Source organism: Variovorax sp. EL159 (genome assembly GCF_900100965.1).
GTDB lineage: Bacteria > Pseudomonadota > Gammaproteobacteria > Burkholderiales > Burkholderiaceae_C > Variovorax.
In genome coordinates, this window is the sequence record NZ_FMUJ01000001.1 from 512,882 (window position 1) to 534,240 (window position 21,359).

At 66.3% G+C, this 21,359-nt stretch carries 20 protein-coding genes and 2 tRNA genes; 15 read left to right on the forward strand and 7 right to left on the reverse strand.

Annotated elements, in window-relative coordinates:
* Window positions 1–48: 48 nt before the first annotated feature.
* The 3 genes from BLQ28_RS02420 to BLQ28_RS02430 all read left to right on the forward strand — a co-directional run bounded on the left by BLQ28_RS02420 (window position 49) and on the right by BLQ28_RS02430 (window position 2,809).
* On the forward strand, window positions 49–1,578 hold the full coding sequence (locus tag BLQ28_RS02420; RefSeq protein ID WP_093236961.1) for an MFS transporter: 1,530 nt from the start codon (window positions 49–51) through the stop codon (window positions 1,576–1,578).
* A gap of 83 nt (window positions 1,579–1,661) precedes the next feature.
* The gene (locus tag BLQ28_RS02425) at window positions 1,662–2,126 is read left to right on the forward strand and encodes a hypothetical protein (RefSeq protein ID WP_093236962.1); all 465 of its coding nucleotides are present in this window, start codon (window positions 1,662–1,664) and stop codon (window positions 2,124–2,126) included.
* Between the two features lie 8 nt (window positions 2,127–2,134).
* Entirely contained in the window at window positions 2,135–2,809 is a 675-nt protein-coding gene (locus BLQ28_RS02430) for a TetR/AcrR family transcriptional regulator (protein WP_093236963.1), read from the forward strand.
* A gap of 20 nt (window positions 2,810–2,829) precedes the next feature.
* Here BLQ28_RS02430 and BLQ28_RS02435 read toward each other — a convergent pair whose 3' ends face one another.
* From BLQ28_RS02435 to earP, 3 genes are all read right to left on the reverse strand, one after another.
* The gene (locus tag BLQ28_RS02435; RefSeq protein ID WP_093236964.1) at window positions 2,830–3,693 is read right to left on the reverse strand and encodes an LOG family protein; all 864 of its coding nucleotides are present in this window, start codon (window positions 3,691–3,693) and stop codon (window positions 2,830–2,832) included.
* 131 nt (window positions 3,694–3,824) lie between these two features.
* Window positions 3,825–4,379 (reverse strand): elongation factor P, encoded by a 555-nt coding sequence (gene efp, locus BLQ28_RS02440; RefSeq protein ID WP_093236965.1) that lies wholly within the window; start codon window positions 4,377–4,379, stop codon window positions 3,825–3,827.
* 184 nt (window positions 4,380–4,563) lie between these two features.
* Window positions 4,564–5,661 (reverse strand): elongation factor P maturation arginine rhamnosyltransferase EarP, encoded by a 1,098-nt coding sequence (earP, locus tag BLQ28_RS02445; RefSeq protein WP_176800991.1) that lies wholly within the window; start codon window positions 5,659–5,661, stop codon window positions 4,564–4,566.
* 86 nt (window positions 5,662–5,747) lie between these two features.
* On the opposite strand from earP, the gene BLQ28_RS02450 reads away from it, so the two are divergent.
* Together BLQ28_RS02450 and BLQ28_RS02455 are read left to right on the forward strand one after the other, a co-directional pair.
* On the forward strand, window positions 5,748–7,202 hold the full coding sequence (locus tag BLQ28_RS02450; RefSeq protein ID WP_093236967.1) for a M20/M25/M40 family metallo-hydrolase: 1,455 nt from the start codon (window positions 5,748–5,750) through the stop codon (window positions 7,200–7,202).
* A gap of 8 nt (window positions 7,203–7,210) precedes the next feature.
* Window positions 7,211–8,095, forward strand: a complete 885-nt coding sequence (locus BLQ28_RS02455; protein ID WP_093236968.1) for an alpha/beta fold hydrolase — start codon at window positions 7,211–7,213, stop codon at window positions 8,093–8,095.
* A 45-nt stretch (window positions 8,096–8,140) separates the two neighbouring features.
* Here BLQ28_RS02455 and ggt read toward each other — a convergent pair whose 3' ends face one another.
* Window positions 8,141–10,222 (reverse strand): gamma-glutamyltransferase, encoded by a 2,082-nt coding sequence (gene ggt, locus BLQ28_RS02460; RefSeq protein WP_176800992.1) that lies wholly within the window; start codon window positions 10,220–10,222, stop codon window positions 8,141–8,143.
* Between the two features lie 146 nt (window positions 10,223–10,368).
* Here ggt and uvrC point away from each other — a divergent pair, with 146 nt between their 5' ends.
* From uvrC to BLQ28_RS02475, 3 genes are all read left to right on the forward strand, one after another.
* Window positions 10,369–12,336 carry an excinuclease ABC subunit UvrC gene (gene uvrC / locus BLQ28_RS02465; RefSeq protein WP_093236969.1) on the forward strand — a complete coding sequence of 656 codons (1,968 nt, stop codon included), beginning with the start codon at window positions 10,369–10,371 and terminating at the stop codon, window positions 12,334–12,336.
* A gap of 67 nt (window positions 12,337–12,403) precedes the next feature.
* Window positions 12,404–12,970, forward strand: coding sequence for a CDP-diacylglycerol--glycerol-3-phosphate 3-phosphatidyltransferase (gene pgsA, locus BLQ28_RS02470; RefSeq protein WP_093236970.1), 567 nt, complete (start codon window positions 12,404–12,406; stop codon window positions 12,968–12,970).
* Window positions 12,967–13,854 (forward strand): DMT family transporter, encoded by an 888-nt coding sequence (locus BLQ28_RS02475; protein ID WP_093236971.1) that lies wholly within the window; start codon window positions 12,967–12,969, stop codon window positions 13,852–13,854. The genes pgsA and BLQ28_RS02475 overlap by 4 nt, the downstream gene beginning before the upstream one ends.
* Before the next feature lie 15 nt (window positions 13,855–13,869).
* Here the strand turns inward: BLQ28_RS02475 and BLQ28_RS02480 are convergent, their stop codons facing one another.
* On the reverse strand, window positions 13,870–14,829 hold the full coding sequence (locus tag BLQ28_RS02480) for a LysR family transcriptional regulator (RefSeq protein WP_093236972.1): 960 nt from the start codon (window positions 14,827–14,829) through the stop codon (window positions 13,870–13,872).
* A gap of 70 nt (window positions 14,830–14,899) precedes the next feature.
* Between BLQ28_RS02480 and BLQ28_RS02485 the strand changes: the two genes are divergently transcribed.
* The 6 genes from BLQ28_RS02485 (at window position 14,900) to BLQ28_RS02510 (ending at window position 20,297) form a co-directional block, all read left to right on the forward strand.
* Entirely contained in the window at window positions 14,900–15,838 is a 939-nt protein-coding gene (locus BLQ28_RS02485) for an alpha/beta fold hydrolase (protein WP_093236973.1), read from the forward strand.
* A complete protein-coding gene (locus BLQ28_RS02490) occupies window positions 15,835–16,920 on the forward strand; it encodes a tartrate dehydrogenase (protein ID WP_093236974.1) in 1,086 nt (361 codons plus the stop codon). Before BLQ28_RS02485 ends, BLQ28_RS02490 begins: the two co-directional genes overlap by 4 nt.
* Window positions 16,921–17,129: 209 nt before the next feature.
* Complete coding sequence (locus BLQ28_RS02495; protein WP_007830705.1) at window positions 17,130–17,402, forward strand: HU family DNA-binding protein; 273 nt, start codon at window positions 17,130–17,132, stop codon at window positions 17,400–17,402.
* Window positions 17,403–17,431: 29 nt separating this feature from the next.
* A tRNA-Val gene (locus BLQ28_RS02500) sits at window positions 17,432–17,507 on the forward strand.
* Between the two features lie 77 nt (window positions 17,508–17,584).
* Complete coding sequence (locus tag BLQ28_RS02505) at window positions 17,585–19,501, forward strand: SurA N-terminal domain-containing protein (RefSeq protein ID WP_093236975.1); 1,917 nt, start codon at window positions 17,585–17,587, stop codon at window positions 19,499–19,501.
* A gap of 121 nt (window positions 19,502–19,622) precedes the next feature.
* Window positions 19,623–20,297: a histidine phosphatase family protein gene (locus tag BLQ28_RS02510; protein ID WP_093236976.1), complete on the forward strand. Its 675-nt coding sequence runs from the start codon at window positions 19,623–19,625 to the stop codon at window positions 20,295–20,297.
* 15 nt (window positions 20,298–20,312) lie between these two features.
* Here the strand turns inward: BLQ28_RS02510 and BLQ28_RS02515 are convergent, their stop codons facing one another.
* Both BLQ28_RS02515 and BLQ28_RS02520 read right to left on the reverse strand, forming a co-directional pair.
* A complete protein-coding gene (locus tag BLQ28_RS02515) occupies window positions 20,313–20,645 on the reverse strand; it encodes a hypothetical protein (RefSeq protein ID WP_093236977.1) in 333 nt (110 codons plus the stop codon).
* A 103-nt stretch (window positions 20,646–20,748) separates the two neighbouring features.
* A complete protein-coding gene (locus BLQ28_RS02520; protein WP_093236978.1) occupies window positions 20,749–20,997 on the reverse strand; it encodes a GlsB/YeaQ/YmgE family stress response membrane protein in 249 nt (82 codons plus the stop codon).
* Window positions 20,998–21,265: 268 nt separating this feature from the next.
* Here BLQ28_RS02520 and BLQ28_RS02525 point away from each other — a divergent pair.
* Window positions 21,266–21,341 (forward strand) — tRNA-His (locus BLQ28_RS02525).
* The last annotated feature ends 18 nt before the right edge of the window (window positions 21,342–21,359 follow it).

Consider the following 21,359-nt stretch of genomic DNA (forward strand, 5'->3'; position numbering starts at 1 on the left):
GACCCAAAGTCAGTATTGGCGCCTTCCTCAATGACCTTGAAGGCGTCCATGGACTCCCTTACCCGGCCTGCGGTCGATCCGCGCCGTCGTCTCGCGCTCGTGGCCGCGGTGTATCTCGGCAGCTTCATCGCCACGCTCGACGTGAGCATCGTCAACGTCGCGCTGCCCACGCTGCAACGCGCGCTCTCTACCGACCTGGCCGGGCTGCAGTGGGTGATCGACATCTACGCGCTGTGCCTGTCGGCATTCATGCTCTCGGCCGGCCCGCTGGGCGATCGCTACGGCCGCAAGCGCGCCTGGCTGACCGGCGTGATCGTGTTCACCATCGGGTCCGCGATGTGCGCGATGGCCGGCAGCCTGTTCACCTTGCTGGTCGGGCGGGCCGTGCAGGGCGTGGCGGGCGCCTTGCTGATTCCGGGCGCGCTGTCGCTGCTGGCGCACGCATTTCCGGAACCCGCGAGCAGGGCGCGGGTGATCGGCGGCTGGTCGTCGTTCACCGCGCTGTCGCTGATCCTCGGGCCGATGCTCGGCGGGCTGCTGGTGGACCACGCGGGCTGGCAGAGCATCTTCCTCATCAACCTGCCGATCGGCCTGCTGACGGTGGGGCTCGGGCTCTGGGGCATCCAGGAAACCTCGCACCCCGAACACGCGGCGCTCGACCCGGTGGGACAGGTGCTCAGCGTGCTGTGGCTCGGCGCCTTGACCTATGGACTGATTGCCGCGGGCGAATACGGTTGGGGTTCGACGCCCGCCGCAACCGCGCTGGTGGCGGCCGTGATCGGGCTCGCGCTGTTCCTGATGGTGGAGGCGCGCGTGGCGCGGCCGCTGCTGCCGCTCGCACTGTTCCGCGACGCGCGCTTTTCGGTCACCAATTTCGCGTCGTTCGTGCTCGGGTTCTCGTCGTACGCGAGCCTGTTCTTCTTCTCGCTGTTCCTGCAGCAGGTGCAGGGCTGGTCGCCCAGCGACACCGGCTGGCGCCTGGTGCCGCAGTTCGCCGCAACGGGCATCGTGGCATCGCAGTTCGGCCGCCTGGCGCGGCGCTTCGAAGTGCACTCGCTGATGGTCGCTGGCTATGGGCTCATCGGCGCTTCGATGCTGCTGCTGACGCTGTTCTCGTCCGACACACCCTATGGGCTGCTGGCGCTCCTGTTCGTGTTCCTGGGCGCGGGCTCCGGCCTTGCGGTGCCGGCCACCAGCACGGCTGTGATGGCGTCCGTGCCCGCGCAGCGCTCGGGCATGGCTTCGGCCACCATGAATGCGTTGCGCCAGGCCGGCATGCTGATCGGCATTGCGTTGCTCGGCACGCTGATGAGCACCCGTGCCACTTCGCTGCTGGCCGATGCGCTCGAACAGGCCGGGCTGCGCGATGCACAGCAGGCGGCCGTGGCGGCTGTCTCGCGGCACGACCTCGGGGCGCTGGCGTCGCTCGATGCGGGCACGGCGCACAACCTGTTGACCGATGCGCTGGCCGGCGGCTTCCATGCCGCGATGGCCTGCGCCGGATTCGCCGGCCTGCTGGCTGCGGGGCTGCTCCTGAGCGTCAGGCCCCGCACGGCCGCACTGCCTGCGCGCGCCTGAGGCCCTGCTTTCCCATGCCCGCTGCGCTCGTGCCGCTGCGCCTTCGTGCGCGACTTCGTTCGATTTTTACCAAGGAGCCTTCCATGATTCATCACGACCTCAGTCAATGGCCTCTCGTCATCAGCGTCTCGGCCGGGTTGCAGACGCTCGAAAGCATGCAGGCCTTCACCGAAGACTGGAACCGCTGGCTCGACCGCGGCGAGCCCTTCGTGTCGCTGCGCGTGTTCGCCGACGCCGATGCGCTGGTCCATCCCGAGGGCAGTGCCCACAGTGCAAAGCAGTGGCTGCAGGAGCGGGGCGCCGACATTCGCCGCCATATGATGGGCATGGCGAGCGTGGTGCCCGCCGATCAGTACGAGAAAATCCGCAAGATGAATGTCGAAAAACTCTTCGGCGTGCCTGCCAGCACATTCGCCGATTCCGACGACGCGCTGGCGTGGCTCAGCGAGCGCGTGATGGTCCCGCGCGGCCTGTCGTTCAACCTGGCCTCCGTGCGTTCGGCCATCGGCGCCGCCCGCGCGGCTGCTACAGCAGCAGCGGCCGCCTGAGGTTGTCCATGACGAAGAGCGGCGCGGTCACGATCCCCATTCCTTCCGATGGCGATGGCGAGGCCACGCCGCGCCGCCGCACCAAGGCCCCCGAGACCCGTGGGGCCGCGTTGATGGATGCCGCCGAGCGGCTCTTCATCTCCAAGGGCATCGCCACCACCAGCATCGACGACATCGCTGCCGGCGCGCAGGTGGCCAAGGGCACTTTCTATCTGTACTTTCCCTCGAAGGAGGCGCTGCTCGGCGCGCTGCAGCAGCGCTTCGTCGACACCTTCTGCGCGCGCCTGCAGGATGCGATGGACAAGTATCCCGCCCACAAGCATCGCGCTCGCCTGAAGGCCTGGGTGGAGACGGGGCTCGAAACCTACCTGGACAACGTCGCCCTGCACGACGTGGTCTTTCACGAGTACCGGCCCGAAGACCGGCGCATGCGCAACGACAACGCCGTCATCACGCAGCTCGTCGCGCTGCTGAAGCAGGGCGACGCCGCGGGTGTGTGGGAGGTGGAAGACGCGACCCTGACGGCCGTGATTCTTTTCAATGCGCTGCACGGCGTGGCCGACGACGCGGTGGCGATGGGTCCGGCCGCAGACCCCGTGGCCGACCGCCGCCGCCGCGCTCGCGCGCTCACGCGGTTCTTCGAGCAGGCGCTGCATCCCGACGTGGACGACGCAGACGCCTGACCGAGGCGCCTGCTGGCAACTTACAGCTTGTAGAAGCGCTTGATTGCGCTCCAGGCGTCTTCCGGCGCGTCGACGTACTCGAACAGCTTCACGTCGCCCGGCGAGATCACGCCTTCATCGACCAGGAAGTCGAAGTCGATCAGCTTCTTCCAGTAGTCGGAGCCGAACAGCACGATCGGCACCGGCTTCGACTTCTTCGTCTGCACCAGCGTGATCACCTCGAACAGTTCGTCGAGCGTGCCGAAGCCGCCCGGGAACGCCACCAGCGCCTTCGCACGCATCATGAAATGCATCTTGCGGATGGCGAAGTAGTGGAACTTGAAGCTCAGAGCCGGCGTGACGTAGGGGTTGGCTTCTTCTTCCATCGGCAGCGCGATCGCCAGGCCGACCGAGACGCCGCCGCCTTCATGCGCGCCGCGGTTGGCCGCCTGCATGATGCCGGGGCCGCCGCCGGTGCAGATGAAGAGCTTGTCTTGCGGCTCCTTGTCGTTGCTGTATTGCGCGACCAGCTTGCCGAAGGCGCGTGCCTTCTCGTAGTAGTGCGAGTTGCGCGCCAGCCGGCGCCAGCGCTCGGAGGCTGCGGCATCGCCGCTGGCCTCGGCCTGCGCGATCATGGCCGCGGCGTCTTCTTCGCTGCGAAAGCGGGCGCTGCCGAACACCACCACGGTGTTCTCGATGCCGTGCGCGCGTTGCTCGATGTCGGGCTTCATCAGTTCGAGCTGCATGCGGATGCCGCGCGTCTCGCGGCGCAGCAGGAACTCGGGGTCGGCGAAGGCGATGCGCGAGGGATCGGGGTCGAGCGGGAGGCCGTGATCGGCGTGGGACTGGAGCGTGGCCCAGGCATCGGCCAGGCGTTTGTCGTGAAGATCGTGCGTGTTGTTCATGAAGAAACCAGACAGAAGGACCTGTGGGATTGTGCAGCGTTGCAACCGGCATGCCCGACAAACAAAAAAGGCTCCTTGCGGAGCCTTTTTCGAAGGGGGATGGGCTGGCTGGCCAGCCAGCCGATGCAGGCTCAGACGCGCTTGCGGTATTCGCCGGTGCGCGTGTCGATTTCGATCTTGTCGCCTTGCGAGACGAAGAGCGGAACCGGCACTTCGAAGCCGGTGGCGATCTTGGCGGGCTTCAGGACCTTGCCCGAGGTGTCGCCCTTGACGGCCGGCTCGGTCCAGGTGATTTCGCGCTCGACGCTGGTCGGCAGTTCGACCGAGATGGCCTTGCCGTCGTAGAACACCACTTCGACGGCCATGCCGTCTTCGAGGTAGTTCAGTGCGTCGCCCATGTTTTCGGCTTCGACTTCGTACTGGTTGTAGTCGGCGTCCATGCAGACGTACATCGGGTCGGCGAAGTAGGAGTAGGTGCACTCCTTCTTGTCGAGCACGATCTGGTCGATCTTGTCGTCGGCCTTGAAGACCACTTCGGTGTTGAAGTTGGCGATCAGGCTCTTCATCTTCATGCGCACGGTGGCGGAGTTGCGGCCGCCGCGGCTGTATTCGGTCTTCAGGACGACCATCGGGTCCTTGCCGTGCATGATGACGTTGCCGGCGCGGATTTCTTGAGCGATTTTCATAACAGGTTCTCTGGATGTTGGCCGCTCGGTGCACGGGGCCATCGGCAACGTTCTGAACCAACGTTCTGAACGTTTGTGCCGGCGTTTCTGGCCCCGCTGCACATGTCTTGCGGCGGATTTGCAGGTTTGGCGGAGAGCATCTCGGGTAAAAAGACCCGGGCCGAAATCCGCAAAGCCCGCTATTTTAGCTTTTTCCGGCGACCAGATGCCGCAGTTGCGCAAGCAGATCGTCTTGCGCGAGCAATCGCGTGCGGGCGGCCAGGGCGGTTTCGCGCCATGGGCCGTGTGTTTCGAGCGCAGGCAGGGGGGCGTCGCCGAAGCCGTTCCAGGCGTGGTGAAAAAGCCGCAGCGAGGGCGGGGCGCCGAGCCAGTCGAGCCAGGCTTCGAGCTTGACGTGGTGCGCGTCGTCATCCTGCGGGTAGATCTGCCAGACCAGCGGCGCGCCGGCCCAGAGGGCGCGCACCAGGGAGTCTTCGCCACGTACGAAATTCAGGTCGCAGGCCCAGAGCAGGTGGTCGAAATCCGGCTGGGTGAGGTAGGGGAGGTATGAAATTGATAGCGCATTTCGTCCACCAGACGAGGGCACCAGCCCGTTCTGGCTCGAAATGCAGGCTTGAACGGCCCGCGCTGCCCGGCCTGCGGTCACCAGCAGCCGCGTCGGCACCGGATCGGCCGCGAGCTGCCCGAGCAGCGCCGCCAGCGCGGTGGGTTCATAGCAGAAGAGCGAAATGAGCCGCTCGCCGTCCCGCCAGGGAATCTGCTGCTCTTGCAGCCACTGCCTGCGATCGAAGCGTGCCCGCCGTTCCATCAGGTCGGGCTCCCGCAGAAGGCCACCGGTGGCCGGCGTGAAGCCGGGGTAGAAAAACCGCTTGGTCAGCCCGGCGCCCGGCCCCTTGAAGACCGGCGAGGGCAGCCCGTGCAGGCGCTCGACATAGGGCTCGGCCGACAGGTATTCGAGGTTGATCCAGGCCCGTCGTGGTCCGCCGTTGGCCGAGGCTTCGGCGAAGGTGGCGATCAGTTCCGGCGCCGGTTCGCAGCCGAAGGCCTCGATCAGCACATCGGGCGCGGGCTCTGCAGCGGCGTTCTGCACGGCGGCGGCGTCGAGCCAGTCGATCACGCGCACCCCGCTCTGGCTCGAAGGCGCCATCCAGCCCAGCGCGCTCGCGTCGTCGATCCAGAGGCGCACACGCTCGCCGGCCGTGGCCAGCTGGCTGGCCAGCCGCCAGCAGACGCCGAGGTCGCCGTGGTTGTCGATCACCTTACAGAAGATGTCCCATTGCATGGCCGCGAGTGTGCCCGTCTTCCGCGCCCCCAAGGCCATGGCGCTTGCTATGCTGGACGGCACAACCACCACCGGAGAGAGAGACCATGAGGATGCAGACCCGCCGTCGTTCGCCGTTTTCCTTTCGTTCCGCGAGAACCGTGCTCGCCCTGTCGCTGGCCCTTGGCGGCATGGCCGGCACGACCGGTGCGTTGGCCCAACAGACACCGCCCCCGTCGCTGACGCCGCAGCAGCAGCGCTTTCACGACATCTACAAGGAACTGGTCGAGATCAACACCACCCATTCGGTGGGCGACAACACCGTGGCCGCGCGCGCCATGGAAAAACGCCTGATCGAAGCGGGCTTTGCACCCGGCGACATCCAGATCTTCGAACCCTTCCCCAAGAAGGGCAACCTCGTGCTGCGCTTCAAGGGCGACGGCAGCAAGAAGCCGCTGCTCCTGCTGGCCCACATCGACGTGGTCGAGGCCCGCCGCGAAGACTGGAAGACCGACCCCTTCAAGCTGCAGGAAACCGGCGGCTATTTCACGGCGCGCGGCTCCATCGACGACAAGGCGATGGCTTCGGCGCTGGTCTCGGTGGTGGGGCAGCTCAAGCAGGAGGGCTTCAAGCCCAAGCGCGACATCATCCTGGCGCTGACCGCCGACGAAGAGCGTGGCGATGCGCTCAGCAACGGTGCCTTCTGGCTCATCAGCAACAAGCCCGAGCTGCTGCAGGCCGAGTTCGGCATCAACGAAGGCGGCGGTGGCGAGCTGCGCGCCGGCAAGCCGAACCTGCACCGCATGCAGGTGGCCGAGAAGATGTACACGACCTACATGCTCGAGGCGCGCGACGTGGGCGGCCACAGCTCGGTGCCGACCAAGAGCAACCCGATCTATGCGTTATCGGCCGGGCTGGAGCGGCTGGGCAACTACGCCTTCCCGGTCAAGCTGGCCGACGTCACGAAGACCTACTTCGCGCGCAGTGCGCCCTTTGCCACCGGCCAGCTGGCCGACGACATGCGCGCCATCGGCACCGGCAACCCCGACCCCTCGGTGATCGAGCGCATGTCGGCCAACCCGGCCTACAACGCACAGTTCCGCACCACCTGCGTGGCGACGATGGTGCAGGCCGGCCATGCCGAGAACGCGCTGCCGCAGTCGGCCAAGGCCACGGTCAACTGCCGCATCCTGCCGCACGACGATCCGGACGAGGTCGAGCGCCTGCTGACCCAGGCGATCGGCAACGACAAGATCGTGGTGCGCAATGTGGGCCGTCCGCTGCGCAGCCCGGCGTCGCCGCTGAACGGCGATCTCGTGAAGACGGTGGAGTCGCTCACGCAGCAGATGTGGCCCGGCGTGCCGGTGGTGCCGGCCATGAGCACCGGCGCGACCGACAGCCGCTTCCTGCGCAATGCCGGCATTCCGATGTACGGCGTGACCGGCATGTTCCTCGAGCCGGCCGATGCGCGTGCCCACGGCCTCGACGAGCGCATCGAGATCCAGCGCCTGTACGACGGCCGCGAGTTCCTCTATCGGCTGGTGTCGGAGTTGGCCAAGTAAGCGCGCGCATGGGCGACGCCTGCGAACATCATTTCGTCCAGGTCAACGGCATCCGTCTCCATGTGGTGCAGGCCGGCCCGGTCGACGGGCCGGTGGCCTTGCTGCTGCACGGGTTCCCCGAGTTCTGGCGCGGCTGGGCCAGCCAGATCGGCGCGCTGGCTGCCGCCGGCTACCGCGTATGGGTGCCCGACCAGCGCGGCTACGGGGAAAGCGACAAGCCCGCGGGCATCGAGGCCTATGGACTCGAAACGCTGGTGGACGACATCTGCGCGCTGATCCGCAGCACCGGCCGCGAGGCCGTGACGCTGATGGGCCACGACTGGGGCGGCGTCGTGGCCTGGCGCGTGGCCGCGCGCGAACCGGCGCTGGTGAGCCGGCTGGTGATCGTCAACGCGCCGCAGCCGGCCGTGATGCTCGCGCACATGGCGACCGGACGGCAGCGCCTGCGCAGCTGGTACATGCACTTCTTTCGCATCCCGCGCCTGCCCGAGCGGCTGTTGAGCCGCAACAACTTTCGCGGGCTCGGCAAGGTGCTGACGCAGAGCAGCCGGCCCGGCGCTTTTTCCGATGCGGAGCTGGCGCTGTACCGCGAGGCCTGGGCAAGGCCGGGCGCGCTGACCGCGATGCTCAACTGGTACTGCGCGCTGATGCGCGACCGTCCGCGCATTCGCATCGATGGGCGCGTGCCGATGCCCACGTTGCTGCTCTGGGGCGTACAGGACCAGGCGCTGGGCCTGGAGATGGCCCAGCCCAGCATCGACCTGTGCGAGCAGGGTGAGCTGCAACGCATCGAAGGTGCCGGGCACTGGGTGCTGCACGAAGAGGCCGAGGGCGTGAGCCGGCGGATCCGGGCTTTTGTCGGCCCGGCCGCCGAGGTGCTCGCGCAGCACTGAAGGAGAGAAGCGGGGCCGTCACCGGCCCCGTGGATTCATCTCACCTCAAGGCGTGAAGCTGTCGCCCAGCACGATGCCTTCACGGCGCGGGTCCGCGCCGCCGGTCAACACCGGCTTGCCGCCGACGTTGGTACGGATGACGGTGCTCACGCCGCTGGACTGCGCCCCGAAGTTCACCGTGTGACCCATCGCGCGCAGCCCTGTGATCAGCGGATCGTTGTTGCCCCCGTTGGTCGCATCGATGCTCGGATGTTCACCGCCCACGTTGGTCAGCGAGGCGGTGGCGGTGGGCGTCGGCTTGCTGTTGGTCGCGCCGAAGTCGACCAGCGACGTGGCTTGCTGGGCATCCAGGCCCCAGTCGAGCGCGCCGACCAGCGTCTTCACCACGTACTGGATGATCGTGCCGCCACCCGGCGAGCCCGTGCCCATCACGAACTCGCCCATGCTGCCGTCGGTGTTCTTCTTGAACACCAGCGTCGGCGCCATCGTGCTGCGCGGGCGCTTGCCCGGGGCCACGCGGTTGGCGAACTTCACGTTCGGGGTCACCGTGGTGTCGTTCGGGTTGGCCGCGAAATCGGTCAGTTGGTTATTGAGCACGAAGCCTTGCGTCATGTGGAACGAGCCCAGTGTGCTCTCCACCGTGGTCGTCATCACGACCACGTTGCCCTGCTTGTCGACGATGGTGAAGTGCGTGGTGCCGTGCTCTTCGGTCTTGTCGATGCCCAGCGGCACGGCGCCCAGGTCGCCGGCTGTGGCCAGGCCCATGCTCTTCGTCAGGCTGATGAGGCTGGCGCGGCCTTGCAGGTAGCGCTTGTTGATCAGCGAGTCGGGGCTGCCGCCGGGCAGCGGAATGAAGTCGGTGTCGGCCACGTACTTGTCGCGGTCGGCGTAGGCCAGGCGCTCGGCCTCGCTCACCAGGTGCACGCCCATCACGGTCGGCTTGCCGCCTTCGAGGTCGATGGCGGTCGGCTTGTACAGGCCCAGGTTGAAGGTCTCCAGGATGCCAAGGGTCGCCACCACCGCGATGCCGCCCGAAGACGGCGGCGACATGCTGCACACGTAGTAGTCGCGGTAGGTGCCGCACACCGGGTCGCGGCGCTTGGCCCTGTAGTTGGCCATGTCGGCCAGCGTGGTCTTGCCGGGGGTGATGGCCGAGCCGTCGACGGCCGTGCTGACACCGATCTTGTCGACGATGCTCTTGGCGATGTCGCCCGTGTAGAAAGCGTCGGCGCCCTGGGTGGCGATGGTGTTCAGCGTCTTGGCGTAGGCCGGGTTCTTGAGCCGGGTGCCCAGCGCCTTGGGCGTGCCGTCGGCGTTGAAGAAATAGGCCGTGGCTTCGGCGTCGCGCATCAGGTCGGTCTTGGAGGTGGCAATGGCGGTTGCCATGCGGCCGCCGATCAGGAAGCCGTCGGAGGCGAGCGTGATGCCGTAGCCGAACAGGTCTTTCCAGGGCAGCTTGCCGTGGTCTTGGTAGGCCAGGTCGAGCATGCGCACCGCGCCCGGCGTGCCGATGGAGCGGCCGCTGGCCCGCAGCATCGACGTCGGCTTCGGGGCCGTCTTGTCGCTGACATCGTCCACGTAGAGCAGGTAGTTCTCGGTGGCCGCGGCGGGCGCGGTCTCGCGGCCGTCATAGGCCTGCACCTTCTTGGTCGCGGCGTCGTAATAGAGCATGAAGGCGCCGCCGCCCAGGCCGCTCGACTGCGGCTCGACCAGACCGAGCACGGCCTGCACCGCTACCGCCGCGTCGACCGCGCTGCCGCCGGCCTTGAGCACATCGCAGCCGGCGCGCGTGGCCAGCGGGTGGTTGGCCACCACCATGTAGTTCTTGGCGTAGACCAGCTTGTGGCCCGGCACGTAGCCCGATGCAGGCTCCGGTGCGGCCGGATCGCCCGGGTCGCCCGAGCCGACGACCACCGACGAACTGGTGGTCGGTATCTGGCAGCCGTTGTCGGCGACCGGTGGCGCCGGTGGTGCGGGCTGGTTGGCCGCGTTGATCGCGGCAACGGTCGCGAACAGCGCCGCGGTGTCCTGCGCGTTGGTGTTGGCACCGCCGCCGCAGCCGGCCACGGTCAACGAGAGCGCGAGGGGCGTCAACGCCCACCACACGCGTGCGGAGTTTTTCTTCATGGAGATTTTTCCCGAATGGCTGTATTTGAAAGACAACGGGCGCTCCTCGCGCCCGTTGCCATCTTCAGCATTTTTCGTTCCACCCTCTGTCGGGGTTTGCGCTGGGGTCGCGGCCGGGTCCTGCGTCGCGCGCCACAATAGCCGCCATGTCAGACGTGCATTCCGATCAACTGCTCAGCGAAGTCGCGGCCCTGCCGCAGCTGCCGGGCGTCTACCGTTATTTCGACGCGGCCGGCGCGGTGCTCTACGTGGGCAAGGCGCGCAACCTCAAGAAGCGGGTCGCCAACTACTTCCAGAAGAACCACGGAGGCACCCGCATCGGCCACATGATCTCGAAGATCGTGCGCATGGAGACCACCGTGGTGCGCTCCGAGGCCGAGGCGCTGCTGCTCGAGAACAACCTGATCAAGACGCTCAAGCCGCGCTACAACATCCTGTTTCGCGACGACAAGAGCTACCCCTACCTGAAGATCGCCTCGCACGCGTTTCCGCGGCTGGCCTACTACCGTGGCGCGGTCGACAAGAAGCACCGCTACTTCGGGCCGTACCCCAGCGCGTGGGCCGTCAAGGAGTCGATCCTGCTGTTGCAGAAGGTGTTTCGCCTGCGCACCTGCGAGGACACGGTGTATGCCAACCGCACGCGGCCCTGCCTGCTCTATCAGATCAAGCGCTGCAGCGGGCCCTGCGTCGGCTACATCGAGCCCGAGGCCTACGCGCAGGACGTGGCCAGCGCCGAAGCCTTCCTGATGGGCGACACGCAACTCGTGCTCTCGAAGCTCGAGCAGCGCATGACCACGCACGCCGAGAAGCTCGAGTTCGAGCAGGCGGCCGAGTTGCGCAACCAGATGTCGGCCATCTCGCGCGTGCTGCATCAGCAGTCGATCGAGATCGCGTCCGATAAAGACGTCGACATCCTCGCGGTCAAGGTGCAGGGCGGCAAGGCCTGCGTGAACCTGGCGATGGTGCGCGGCGGACGGCACCTGGGCGACCGGCCGTACTTCCCCGTGCACGTGGACGACGCGGCGCAGATCCATCACGGAGAGCTGGACGACGAAGGAGAAGAGGGCGCCAGCCCCGCTGCGGCTGATCCGATCGAGGTGCAGGTGCTCGAAGCCTTCATCGCCCAGCACTACATCGACGTGCCGGTGCCATCCACGCTGGTGCTGAGCCATCAGGTGAGCCGCGAGCTGGTCGAGGCCATTTCGCTGCAGGCCGGCTCGCGTGTGACGGCCGTGTTCCAGCCTCGTGAGCAGCGCCGCCACTGGCTCGAGATGGCCGAGACGAACGCCGCCCTGCAACTGGCCCGCCTGCTGGCCGAAGAAGGCTCGCAGCAGGCGCGCACCCGCGCGCTGGCCGATGCGCTCGAGCTGGCACCCGACGACCTCGACAACTTCCGCATCGAATGCTTCGACATCTCGCACACGGCCGGTGAGGCGACCCAGGCTTCGTGCGTGGTGTTCGAGCACCACGCGATGCAGAACCGTGAGTACCGCCGCTACAACATCGACGGCATCACGCCCGGCGACGACTACGCCGCCATGCGCCAGGTGCTGCTGCGCCGCTACGGCAAGCTGGCCGAAGTCATGGCCGCCGAGACCGACGCGCCGCCCGCGGGCGATGCCGAAGGGGCAGGCAGCGACGCGCCCCCCAAGACCAAGGCCGCGCGCATGCCCGATCTGGTGCTGGTGGACGGCGGCAAGGGGCAGGTGTCGATGGCGCGCGAGGTGTTCAGCGAGCTGGGCCTGTCGCTGTCGCTCATCGTCGGTGTCGAAAAAGGCGAGGGCCGCAAGGTCGGGCTCGAAGAACTGGTGTTTGCCGATGGCCGCGAGAAGGTCTACCTGGGCAAGGACTCGGCCGCACTGATGCTGGTCGCGCAGATCCGCGACGAGGCGCACCGTTTCGCGATCACCGGCATGCGCGCCAAGCGCGCCAAGGTGCGCGTGGGCGGCAGCCAGCTCGAAGACATTCCGGGCATCGGGCCGAAGCGCCGGGCGCGGCTGCTTCAACGCTTCGGCGGGATTCGCGGCGTGGCCGCGGCGAGCGTGGAAGACATTGCATCGGTCGAAGGCATCGCCACCGATCTGGCGGAAGAAATCTACAAGGCATTGCACTGAGGGGAACCCGATGGCTGCTCGAAACGAGCACGCCTGGGGGGTACTCCCGCCGTGACACAATCAAGCGATGTTCTGGACCCTACCGACCATCATGACCTGGACGCGCATCGTCGCGATCCCTTTGATCGTCGGCGTGTTCTACCTGCCGATGGCCGAGCCGATGCGCAACCTGATCGCCACGGTCATGTTCATCGTCTTCGCCGCGACCGACTGGCTCGACGGCTTCCTGGCACGCAAGCTCAATCAGACCTCGGCCTTCGGCGCCTTCCTCGATCCGGTGGCCGACAAGTTCCTGGTGTGCGCCTCGCTGCTGGTGCTGGTGCATTTGAACCGGGCCGACGTGTTCGTGGCGCTGATCATCATCGGCCGCGAGATCGCCATCTCGGCGCTGCGCGAATGGATGGCGCAAATCGGTGCCAGCAAGAGCGTGGCGGTGCACATGATCGGCAAGGTCAAGACGACCGTGCAGATGATCGCCATTCCCTTCCTGCTCTATGACGGGCGCCTCTTCAAGGTCATCGACACCGGGCTCTGGGGCCAGTGGCTGATCTGGATCTCGGCCGTGCTGACGATCTGGTCGATGGTCTATTACCTGCAGAAGGCCATTCCCGAGATCCGGGCCCGGACCAAATGACCGTGGCGGCGTCGGCTCGCAACGCGGGCTGGTTGCGGGCGATGCCCGGCGTCTTCGTGCTGATCTGGAGCACCGGTTTCATCGTTGCGCGCTATGGCATGCCGTATGCGCCGCCCCTCAAGTTCCTCGCTGTTCGCTATGCGCTGTCGCTCGTCTGCTTCGGCGTGTGGGTCGCGTTGGCGCGGGTCGCCTGGCCGGCGCGGCGCGCGCAGTGGGGGCATCTGGCCGTCACCGGCATCCTGATGCAGGCCGGCTACCTGGGCGGTGTGTGGGCTGCGGTGCACGCGGGCATGGGGGCCGGGCTCGTGGCGCTGCTGGTCGGCGTGCAACCGGTGCTCACGGCGGTCTGGCTGTCTTTCAATGGCGGGCGCATCTCGAAGCGGCAGTGGGCCGGCCTGGCGCTGGGCTTCGCGGGGCTGGTGCTCGTGGTGTCGCGCAAGCTGGGGCAGGGCACGGAGGTCAGTGCGCTGACGATGGGGCTTGCGGTGATGGCGCTCCTTTCGATCACGGCGGGCACGCTGTACCAGAAGCGCTTCGTCGAGCCTTGCGACGTGCGCAGCGCCAGCGCGGTGCAGATGGCGGCGGCGCTGCTCGTCACCTTGCCCTTCGCCGCCATGGAGACGCAGGGCATCGAGTGGAACCTGCATTCGGGCGGCGCGATGGCCTGGTCGGTGCTGGCGCTGTCGCTGGGCGGCAGTTCGCTGCTCTACATGCTGATCCAGCGCGGCACGGCCACCGCAGTCACGAGCTTGCTGTACCTTGTGCCGCCCTGCACGGCGGTCATGGCCTGGCTGTTGTTCGCCGAGCCGATCACGCTGATGACACTGTTGGGCATCGCGCTGACTGCTGTCGGCGTGAGCCTCGTGGTGCGCAGCGAGCGCTGAGCGCGCTCGCCGTCTTCAGCGCGTGCCGGCCTTGCCCGGCTTCCAGGGTTCGCCGCGAAACTGCTCCGCGAGGTGATCGACCAGCAGCCGCACGCGGCGCGGCGTCTTCGGGCGCCAGGGCGCGACCCAGTGGATGTCGGCATCGGGCATGGCGTATTGCGGCAGCACGCGCACCAGTTCACCGTTGGCCAGTTGCGGGGCGATGTCCCACAGGCTGCGCAGCATGATCCCGTGGCCCGCCATGCACCAGTCGCGCACCATCTCTCCTGAATTGCTGCTCAGCGGCCCTTGAACACGCACGCGCGCCGTGCTGCCGTCGCGCGCATGGCGCAGCGTCCAGAGCGCGTACTGGCGCTGGCTGGCATCGCCGTTCTCGCGTGCGACCAGGCAATCGTGAGAGGCCAGTGCATCGACCGTGGCCGGCGTGCCGCGGCGTTCGACGTAGTCGGGCGAGGCGGCCAGCACGCGCTGGTTGCGCGCGATGCGCCGCGTGACCCAATCGGCCGCGCTGCGTTGCTGCACGGCCCAGAGCCAGAGTGCGCCGTCGTAGCCCTCGGCACCGAGATCGGGAAGCTGCTCGGTCAGCATCAGCGCGATCTGCAGGGCCGGGTGCTGCGACTGGAACGCCGCGAGCGCCGGCCCGAGCCAGCGCCGGCCAAAGCCGAAGGTGGCCGCCAGCCGGATCGTGCCGACCAGCGCGTTCTGGCGTTCGCCGAGTTCGCTTTCGAGCGCGGCAAAGCCGTCGAGCAGCGTGCGGGCATGCAGGCACACCGCCTCTCCCTCGGCGGTGACGCTGAGCCGCCGCGTGGTGCGGTCGAACAGGCGCTGCCCCAGGCGCGCTTCGAGCGCACCCAGCCGCTTGGTGATGACGGAAGGCACCACGTCGAGCGTGGCTGCTGCGCCGGCCAGGCTGCCCTGGTCGCGAATGGCCAGCACCAGTGCCAGATCGCTGCGGTCCATCGATGGAGAATTCATGCCAGATCGGAAAGTATGAATTGGCTGATTGTTGCTTGATGATCGCGAAGGCGCAACGCAAAATCGCCGCGTGACTGCTTCCTTCCTCACCTTTCCGGCCTTCGACATCGAGCGCAACGGCGTGCGCATCCACGGTCGCATCGGCGGTCGTGGCGCTCCCTTGCTGCTGTTGCACGGGCATCCGCAAACGCATGCCATCTGGCATCGCGTGGCGCCGGCGCTGGCCGAGCGCTTCACCGTGGTTGCGGTGGACCTGCGCGGCTATGGCGACTCGGGCCGCCCGGCTGCCGATGCGGATCATCTCGTCTACAGCAAGCGCGAGATGGCGCTCGATGTGCTCGCCGCGATGCGGCACCACGGCTTCGAGCGCTTCGGCGTGCTGGCCCATGACCGCGGTGCGCGCGTGGCGCACCGGCTCGCGGCGGACCACCCCGAAGCCGTCGAGCGGATGCTGCTGCTCGACATCGCGCCCACGCTTGCGATGTACGAGAACACCTCGGAGGCATTTGCCAAGGCCTACTGGCACTGGTTCTTCCTGATCCAGCCGCCGCCGTTGCCCGAGGCGCTGATCGCTTCGGACCCGGTGCGCTACGTGCGCAGCGTGATGGGCGGGCGGCATGCGGGCCTGGCACCTTTCGCGCCCGAGGTGTTGGCCGAGTACGAACGCTGCGCCGCCATCGCGGGCACGGCTGAATCCATCTGCGAGGACTACCGCGCCTCCGCCACCATCGACCTGGCGTACGACCGCATCGACATTGCCGCCGGCCAGCGGCTCACACAGCCACTGCGCGTGCTGTGGGGCGAGCACGGCGCGGTGGGCAAGGCCTTCGACGTGCTGGCGCTGTGGCGCGAGCGCGCCGACGATGTGTCGGGCCGCGCCTTGCCATGCGGCCACTATGTTCCCGAGGAGGCCCCGGGCGAACTGCTCGCCGAGGCGCTCGAGTTCTTTTCTTCTTCTTCTTCTTCTTCTTCTCCCACACACCCAGGTCACCCAGGAGCGACACCATGAGCACCCAGAGAATTGCAGTCATCGCCGGCGACGGCATCGGCAAGGAAACCATGCCCGAGGGCCTGCGCGTGCTCGAGGCCGCGGCGAGCAAGTTCAACATCGACCTGAAGTTCGACCACTTCGACTTCTCGAGCTGGGACTACTGCGAGAAGCACGGCAAGATGCTGCCCGACAACTGGAAGGAGCAGATCGGCGGCCACGACGCCATCTTCTTCGGTGCGGTCGGCTGGCCCGAGAAAATTCCCGATCACGTCTCGCTCTGGGGCTCGCTGCTGCTGTTCCGCCGCGAGTTCGACCAGTACATCAACCTGCGCCCCGCGCGCCTGATGCCCGGCATCGTCGCGCCTGTGGTGCGGCGCGACGGCAGCCCGCGCGAGCCTGGCGAGATCGACATGTACATCGTGCGCGAGAACACCGAAGGCGAGTACTCGAGCATCGGCGGTCGCATGTACGAAGGCACGCCGCGCGAGATCGTGGTGCAAGAGACGGTGATGTCCCGCGTGGGTGTCGACCGCGTGCTCAAGTTCGCCTTCGAGCTCGCACAGTCGCGGCCGAAGAAGCACCTGACCAGCGCCACCAAGTCGAACGGCATCTCGATCACCATGCCGTACTGGGACGAGCGCGTGGCCGAGATGGGCAAGAGCTACCCGGGCGTGAAGCTCGACAAGTTCCACATCGACATCCTCACCGCGCACTTCGTGCAGCGGCCGGACTTCTTCGACGTGGTGGTCGCGAGCAACCTGTTCGGCGACATCCTGTCCGACCTCGGGCCGGCCTGCACCGGCACCATCGGCATCGCGCCGAGCGCCAACCTCAACCCCGAGCGCACCGCGCCGTCGCTGTTCGAGCCGGTGCACGGCTCGGCGCCCGACATCGCCGGAAAGGGCATCGCGAACCCGATCGGGCAGATCTGGTGCGGCGCGATGATGCTGGAGTTTCTGGGCCACAAGCAGGCGCATGACGCCATCCTCTCGACCATCGAGAAGGTGCTCGCGCCCCAAAGCGGCGCACCGCGCACTCCGGATATCGGTGGGAAGGCGAGCACCAGCGACCTCGGCAAGGCCATCGCCGAGGCGCTTTGAAAAGTACGTCACCAAACGCCCCTAAAATCGCGCGCTCCGCCGGTCTGCAAGGCCTCGTGTCTTATTGACACCCTGCAGACCTGTGGTTGTAATCCTCGCTGGCAGCGCGCTGCCGAGGCGTCAGCCCTGCCAGGCTCTTGAGTCGCACCGTTTGCGGCCAAGTCGCAGCTGACGGAAGCCGACCAACTTTTTTTCTACAAGGGGCCCTTGTGAACAAGACCGAACTGATTGAGCACATCGCAAAAAACGCCGATATTTCCAAAGCTGCAGCGACCCGCGCGCTCGAATCCACCATTGGCGCCATTCGCACCACGCTCAAAAAGGGCGGCTCTGTTTCGCTCGTCGGTTTCGGTACCTTCGCCGTAGGTAAACGTGCCGCCCGCACCGGCCGGAATCCGCGCACCGGCGACGCGATTAAAATCAAGGCAGCCAAGATCCCGAAGTTCCGTCCCGGCAAGGCGCTGAAAGACGCGCTGAACTAAGGCGTTAGACTCGGAAAGTATTCCCGGTGGGGTGCTTAGCTCAGTTGGTAGAGCGGCGCCCTTACAAGGCGTAGGTCGGGGGTTCGAGCCCCTCAGCACCCACCACCACCAGATGCAAAGGCGAACACCAGTTCGCCTTTTTTATTGCCGTCCCGACATCCGTCGAAAAAGAGTGTTCAAGCATGTTTGATTTCTTCCGCAAGTACAACAAGATCGTCATGATTTTCTTGTTCTTGCTGATCATTCCCTCGTTCGTGCTCTTCGGTGTCGAGCGCTACCAGGGCTCCGGTCGCGACGAGAAAGTGGCGCGCATCGAGGGCCACGACATCACGAAGCCCGAGTGGGACGCGCAGCACCGCATCGAGACGGATCGCATCCGCCAGCAGTCGCCGAATGTCGATCCGACAGTGCTCGAATCCGATGCCCTGCGCTATGCGACGCTGGAGCGCATGGTGCGCGACCGCGTGCTGGCTGCTGCGGCCGCCAAGGCGAACATGACGGTGTCCGAAGAGCGCCTCACGCGCATCTTCGCGCAGGACCCAGGCCTGGCCGCGTTTCGCAAGCCGGATGGCAGCTTCGACACCGAGACCTTCCAGCGCGTGACGGGCCGCACGCCCCAGCAGTACGAAGCTGCCGTGCGCTCGGACATGGCAACACAGCAGGTGCTGTTGGGCATTTCGGGCACGACCTTCACGCCGCCGGCGCTGGCCGCGACCACGATCAATGCCTTCTACGACACCCGGCAGATACAGGTGGCGCGCTTCAGCCCTGACAGTTTCGCGTCGAAGGTGACGGTGAGCGACGCCGACATCGAGACCTACTACAAGGACCACACGGCGCAGTTCCAGGCCCCGGAGCAGGCCAACATCGAGTACCTCGTGCTGGACCTGGAAGCGGCCAAAAAGAACATCGTCGTGAGCGAGGCCGATCTCAAGTCCTACTACGAGCAGAACACGTCGCGCTTCGGTTCCAAGGAAGAGCGCCGCGCGAGCCACATCCTGATCACCGCGCCGACGAGCATGTCCGCGGCCGATCGCGCAAAGGCGAAGGCCAAGGCCGAAGAGCTGCTGGCTGAAGTGAAGAAGGCGCCGAACACTTTTGCCGACGTGGCACGCAAGAATTCGCAGGACCCGGGTTCTGCGGAGAAGGGCGGCGACCTCGACTTCGTCACCCGCGGCGCGATGGTCAAGCCTTTCGAAGACGCGATGTTCGCGCTCAAGAAGGGTGAGATCAGCGGCATCGTCGAAACCGAATTCGGCTATCACATCATTCACCTGACCGACATCAAGCCGGCGGTGGTGCCGCCCTTCGAGCAGGTGCGCGCCACCATCGAGAACGAAGTCCGCGGCCAGCAGGCCACGCAGGAATTCGCGAAGGCTGCCGAGATCTTTACCGACGCGGTCTACCAGACGCCCGACAGCCTGAAGCCTGCCGCTGACAAGCTGAAGCTCACGATCCAGACGGCCAACAATGTTGCACGCACGCCCGCGCCCGGTGCCACCGGCCCGCTGGCCAGCCGCAATTTCCTGAGTGCGCTGTTTGCATCCGACTCGCTCGAACGCAAGCAGAACACCGAGGCGATCGAAGTCGGCTCGAGCCAGCTCGCATCGGGCCGCGTGACCCAGTACACGCCGGCGCATCCGGTGCCGCTCGCCGAGGTCAAGGACCGGATTCGCGCGCAGCTCGTCAACGAGCGCGCGGCGGTGCTGGCCAAGGCCGACGGCGAAGCCAAGCTTGCAGCGTGGACAACCAAGGCCGATGGTGCAACCTTCGCTGCGCCCATCACGATCTCGCGTCGCGAAGTGCAGTCCCAGCCGCTGCCGGTGATCGACGCCGCGCTGCGTGCCGACGCCGCCAAGCTGCCGGTGTTGGTGGGTGTGGACCTTGGCGCGCAAGGCTATGCCGTGGTGCGCGTGCTCAAGGTCGTTCCGCGCACGCCGCCGACGCCTGAAGTCGCGCAGCAAGAAAACATGCAGGTCGGCCAGTCCGTGGCGGCAGCCGAAGATGCCGCGTACTACAACATGCTGAAGGACCGGTTCAAGGCCGAGATCCTGGTGCCCAAGCCAGCGGACACGCTGCCGGGCGCACCAGGCCGCTGATACAAGGCTTTCCGCATGCCACAGCCCGAGTCGACGACTCGGGCTTTTTTACGTGCGGCATCGATCGAGGTGGTCGCACGAGGGACAAGCGGCGCCTGTGCTTCTTGCCAGAATCCCGGGCATGGGAACCCTTTATCTCGTGCGCCACGGGCAGGCCAGTTTCGGTGCTGCCGACTATGACAACCTGAGCGAGCTCGGGCACAGGCAGTCCGTTCGCCTTGGTGAATATTGGCGCGAGCGCGGCATGAAGTTCGATGCCGTCATCACCGGTACCCTGAAGCGCCATCGCCAGACCTGGGAAGGCATCGCCAAGGGCCTGGGCCTCGAGCGCGACGATGTGCTGCCATGGCCGGGCCTCAACGAGTACGACAGCGAAGCCGTCATCGCCACGGTCCACGAAGGCAAGCTCGAGAAGCCCGATTCGCCCGAGATGTACCGCCATCACTTTCGCCTGCTGCGCGACGGGCTGGGCGCCTGGATGCAGGGCAAGAAGCAGCCGGTCGGCATGCCGAGCTACGTCGATTTCGTGGCGGGCGTGACCACTGCGCTTGACCATGTGCGCGACCGGCATCACGGTGCCAAGGTGCTGGTGGTGTCGAGTGGTGGTCCGATCAGCACGGCGGTTGGCCATGTGCTGGGAACGAGTGCCGAGACGACGATCGAACTCAACCTGCGCATCCGCAATACGTCGGTGACGGAGTTCGCTTTCACGCCCAAGCGGCACATGCTCGTGACCTACAACACCTTGCCGCACCTGGACGGTCCGGCTTATGGCGATTGGGTCACCTATTCGTGAGCAGCAGGCTGCCGCTCAGGCCTGCCAGACGCCATAGCCGGCCTTGCGCAGCATGATGCCGAGCTCGACCTCCATCGAGCGCGCGTCCTCATAGGGCATGGGGTTGTAGCGTTCGTAGAGTGCGGGCAGCAATCGCAAGCCGAATTCCTGCACGAAGCTGTTGGCCTGGATGCCGGCCTTGTGCTTGTCGAAGCGGATGTCGGGGTCCAGCCCGGTCATGCCCACGTAGACGAAGGGCTTGCCGAGTTGATAGTCGGGGTTGGCGCGCCTGAAGCGGCCGTTGTTCCAGACACGGTCATCGAGTTCGACCACGTAGACGTGATGCTTGGCGCGTGGTTTGCGGGGCATCGGGTTCTCTGCTTTGCAGCGTGGGCCTTCATGTCGTGCATTGCATGCAGTCCAAGAGGCTGCGGCCGCCCGAACGGAACGATGGGCGGCCGAAGGGTGTTTGTCAGCTCTTTTTCTTGATCAGGCCGTAGAGGATCAGCAGCACGATCGCGCCCAGCACGGAAGCGATGAAGCCTGCGCCCTGGCCGGCGGTGTACCAGCCCAGCGACTGGCCGATGTAGGTCACGATCAGCGAGCCTGCGATGCCGATCACGGTGGTCATGATGAAGCCTGCGGAGTCGTCGCCCGGCTTGACGGCGCGCGCCACCAGACCCACAACGAACCCGATCAGAATAGTCCAGACGATGCTCATGAAGAAATTCCTTTGGTGAAGTGGAAGTGGCGAAGCGCCATGCCCCGTCTGCGCGGGGCGCGGCCATGATAGCGGAGCCATATCGGTGCCGGTGTCGATGGGGCAGATCGCCAGTGCGACCGAGGATTTGTGCTCGGCGCCGTGTTCCGGATGGCGTAGCCGCGCCAGGGTGATGGGCTGCCGACCGAAGAAATGTCGCTTTCAAGCCTCGCGATGAATGTGGATCGTCAAAATTGCGATTTTTAACGCTATACTCGAAGGCTCTGCGGTGGCTGTAGCTCAGCTGGTAGAGTCCCAGATTGTGATTCTGGTCGTCGTGGGTTCGAGTCCCATCAGCCACCCCAAAAAATACCTCCTTTGCG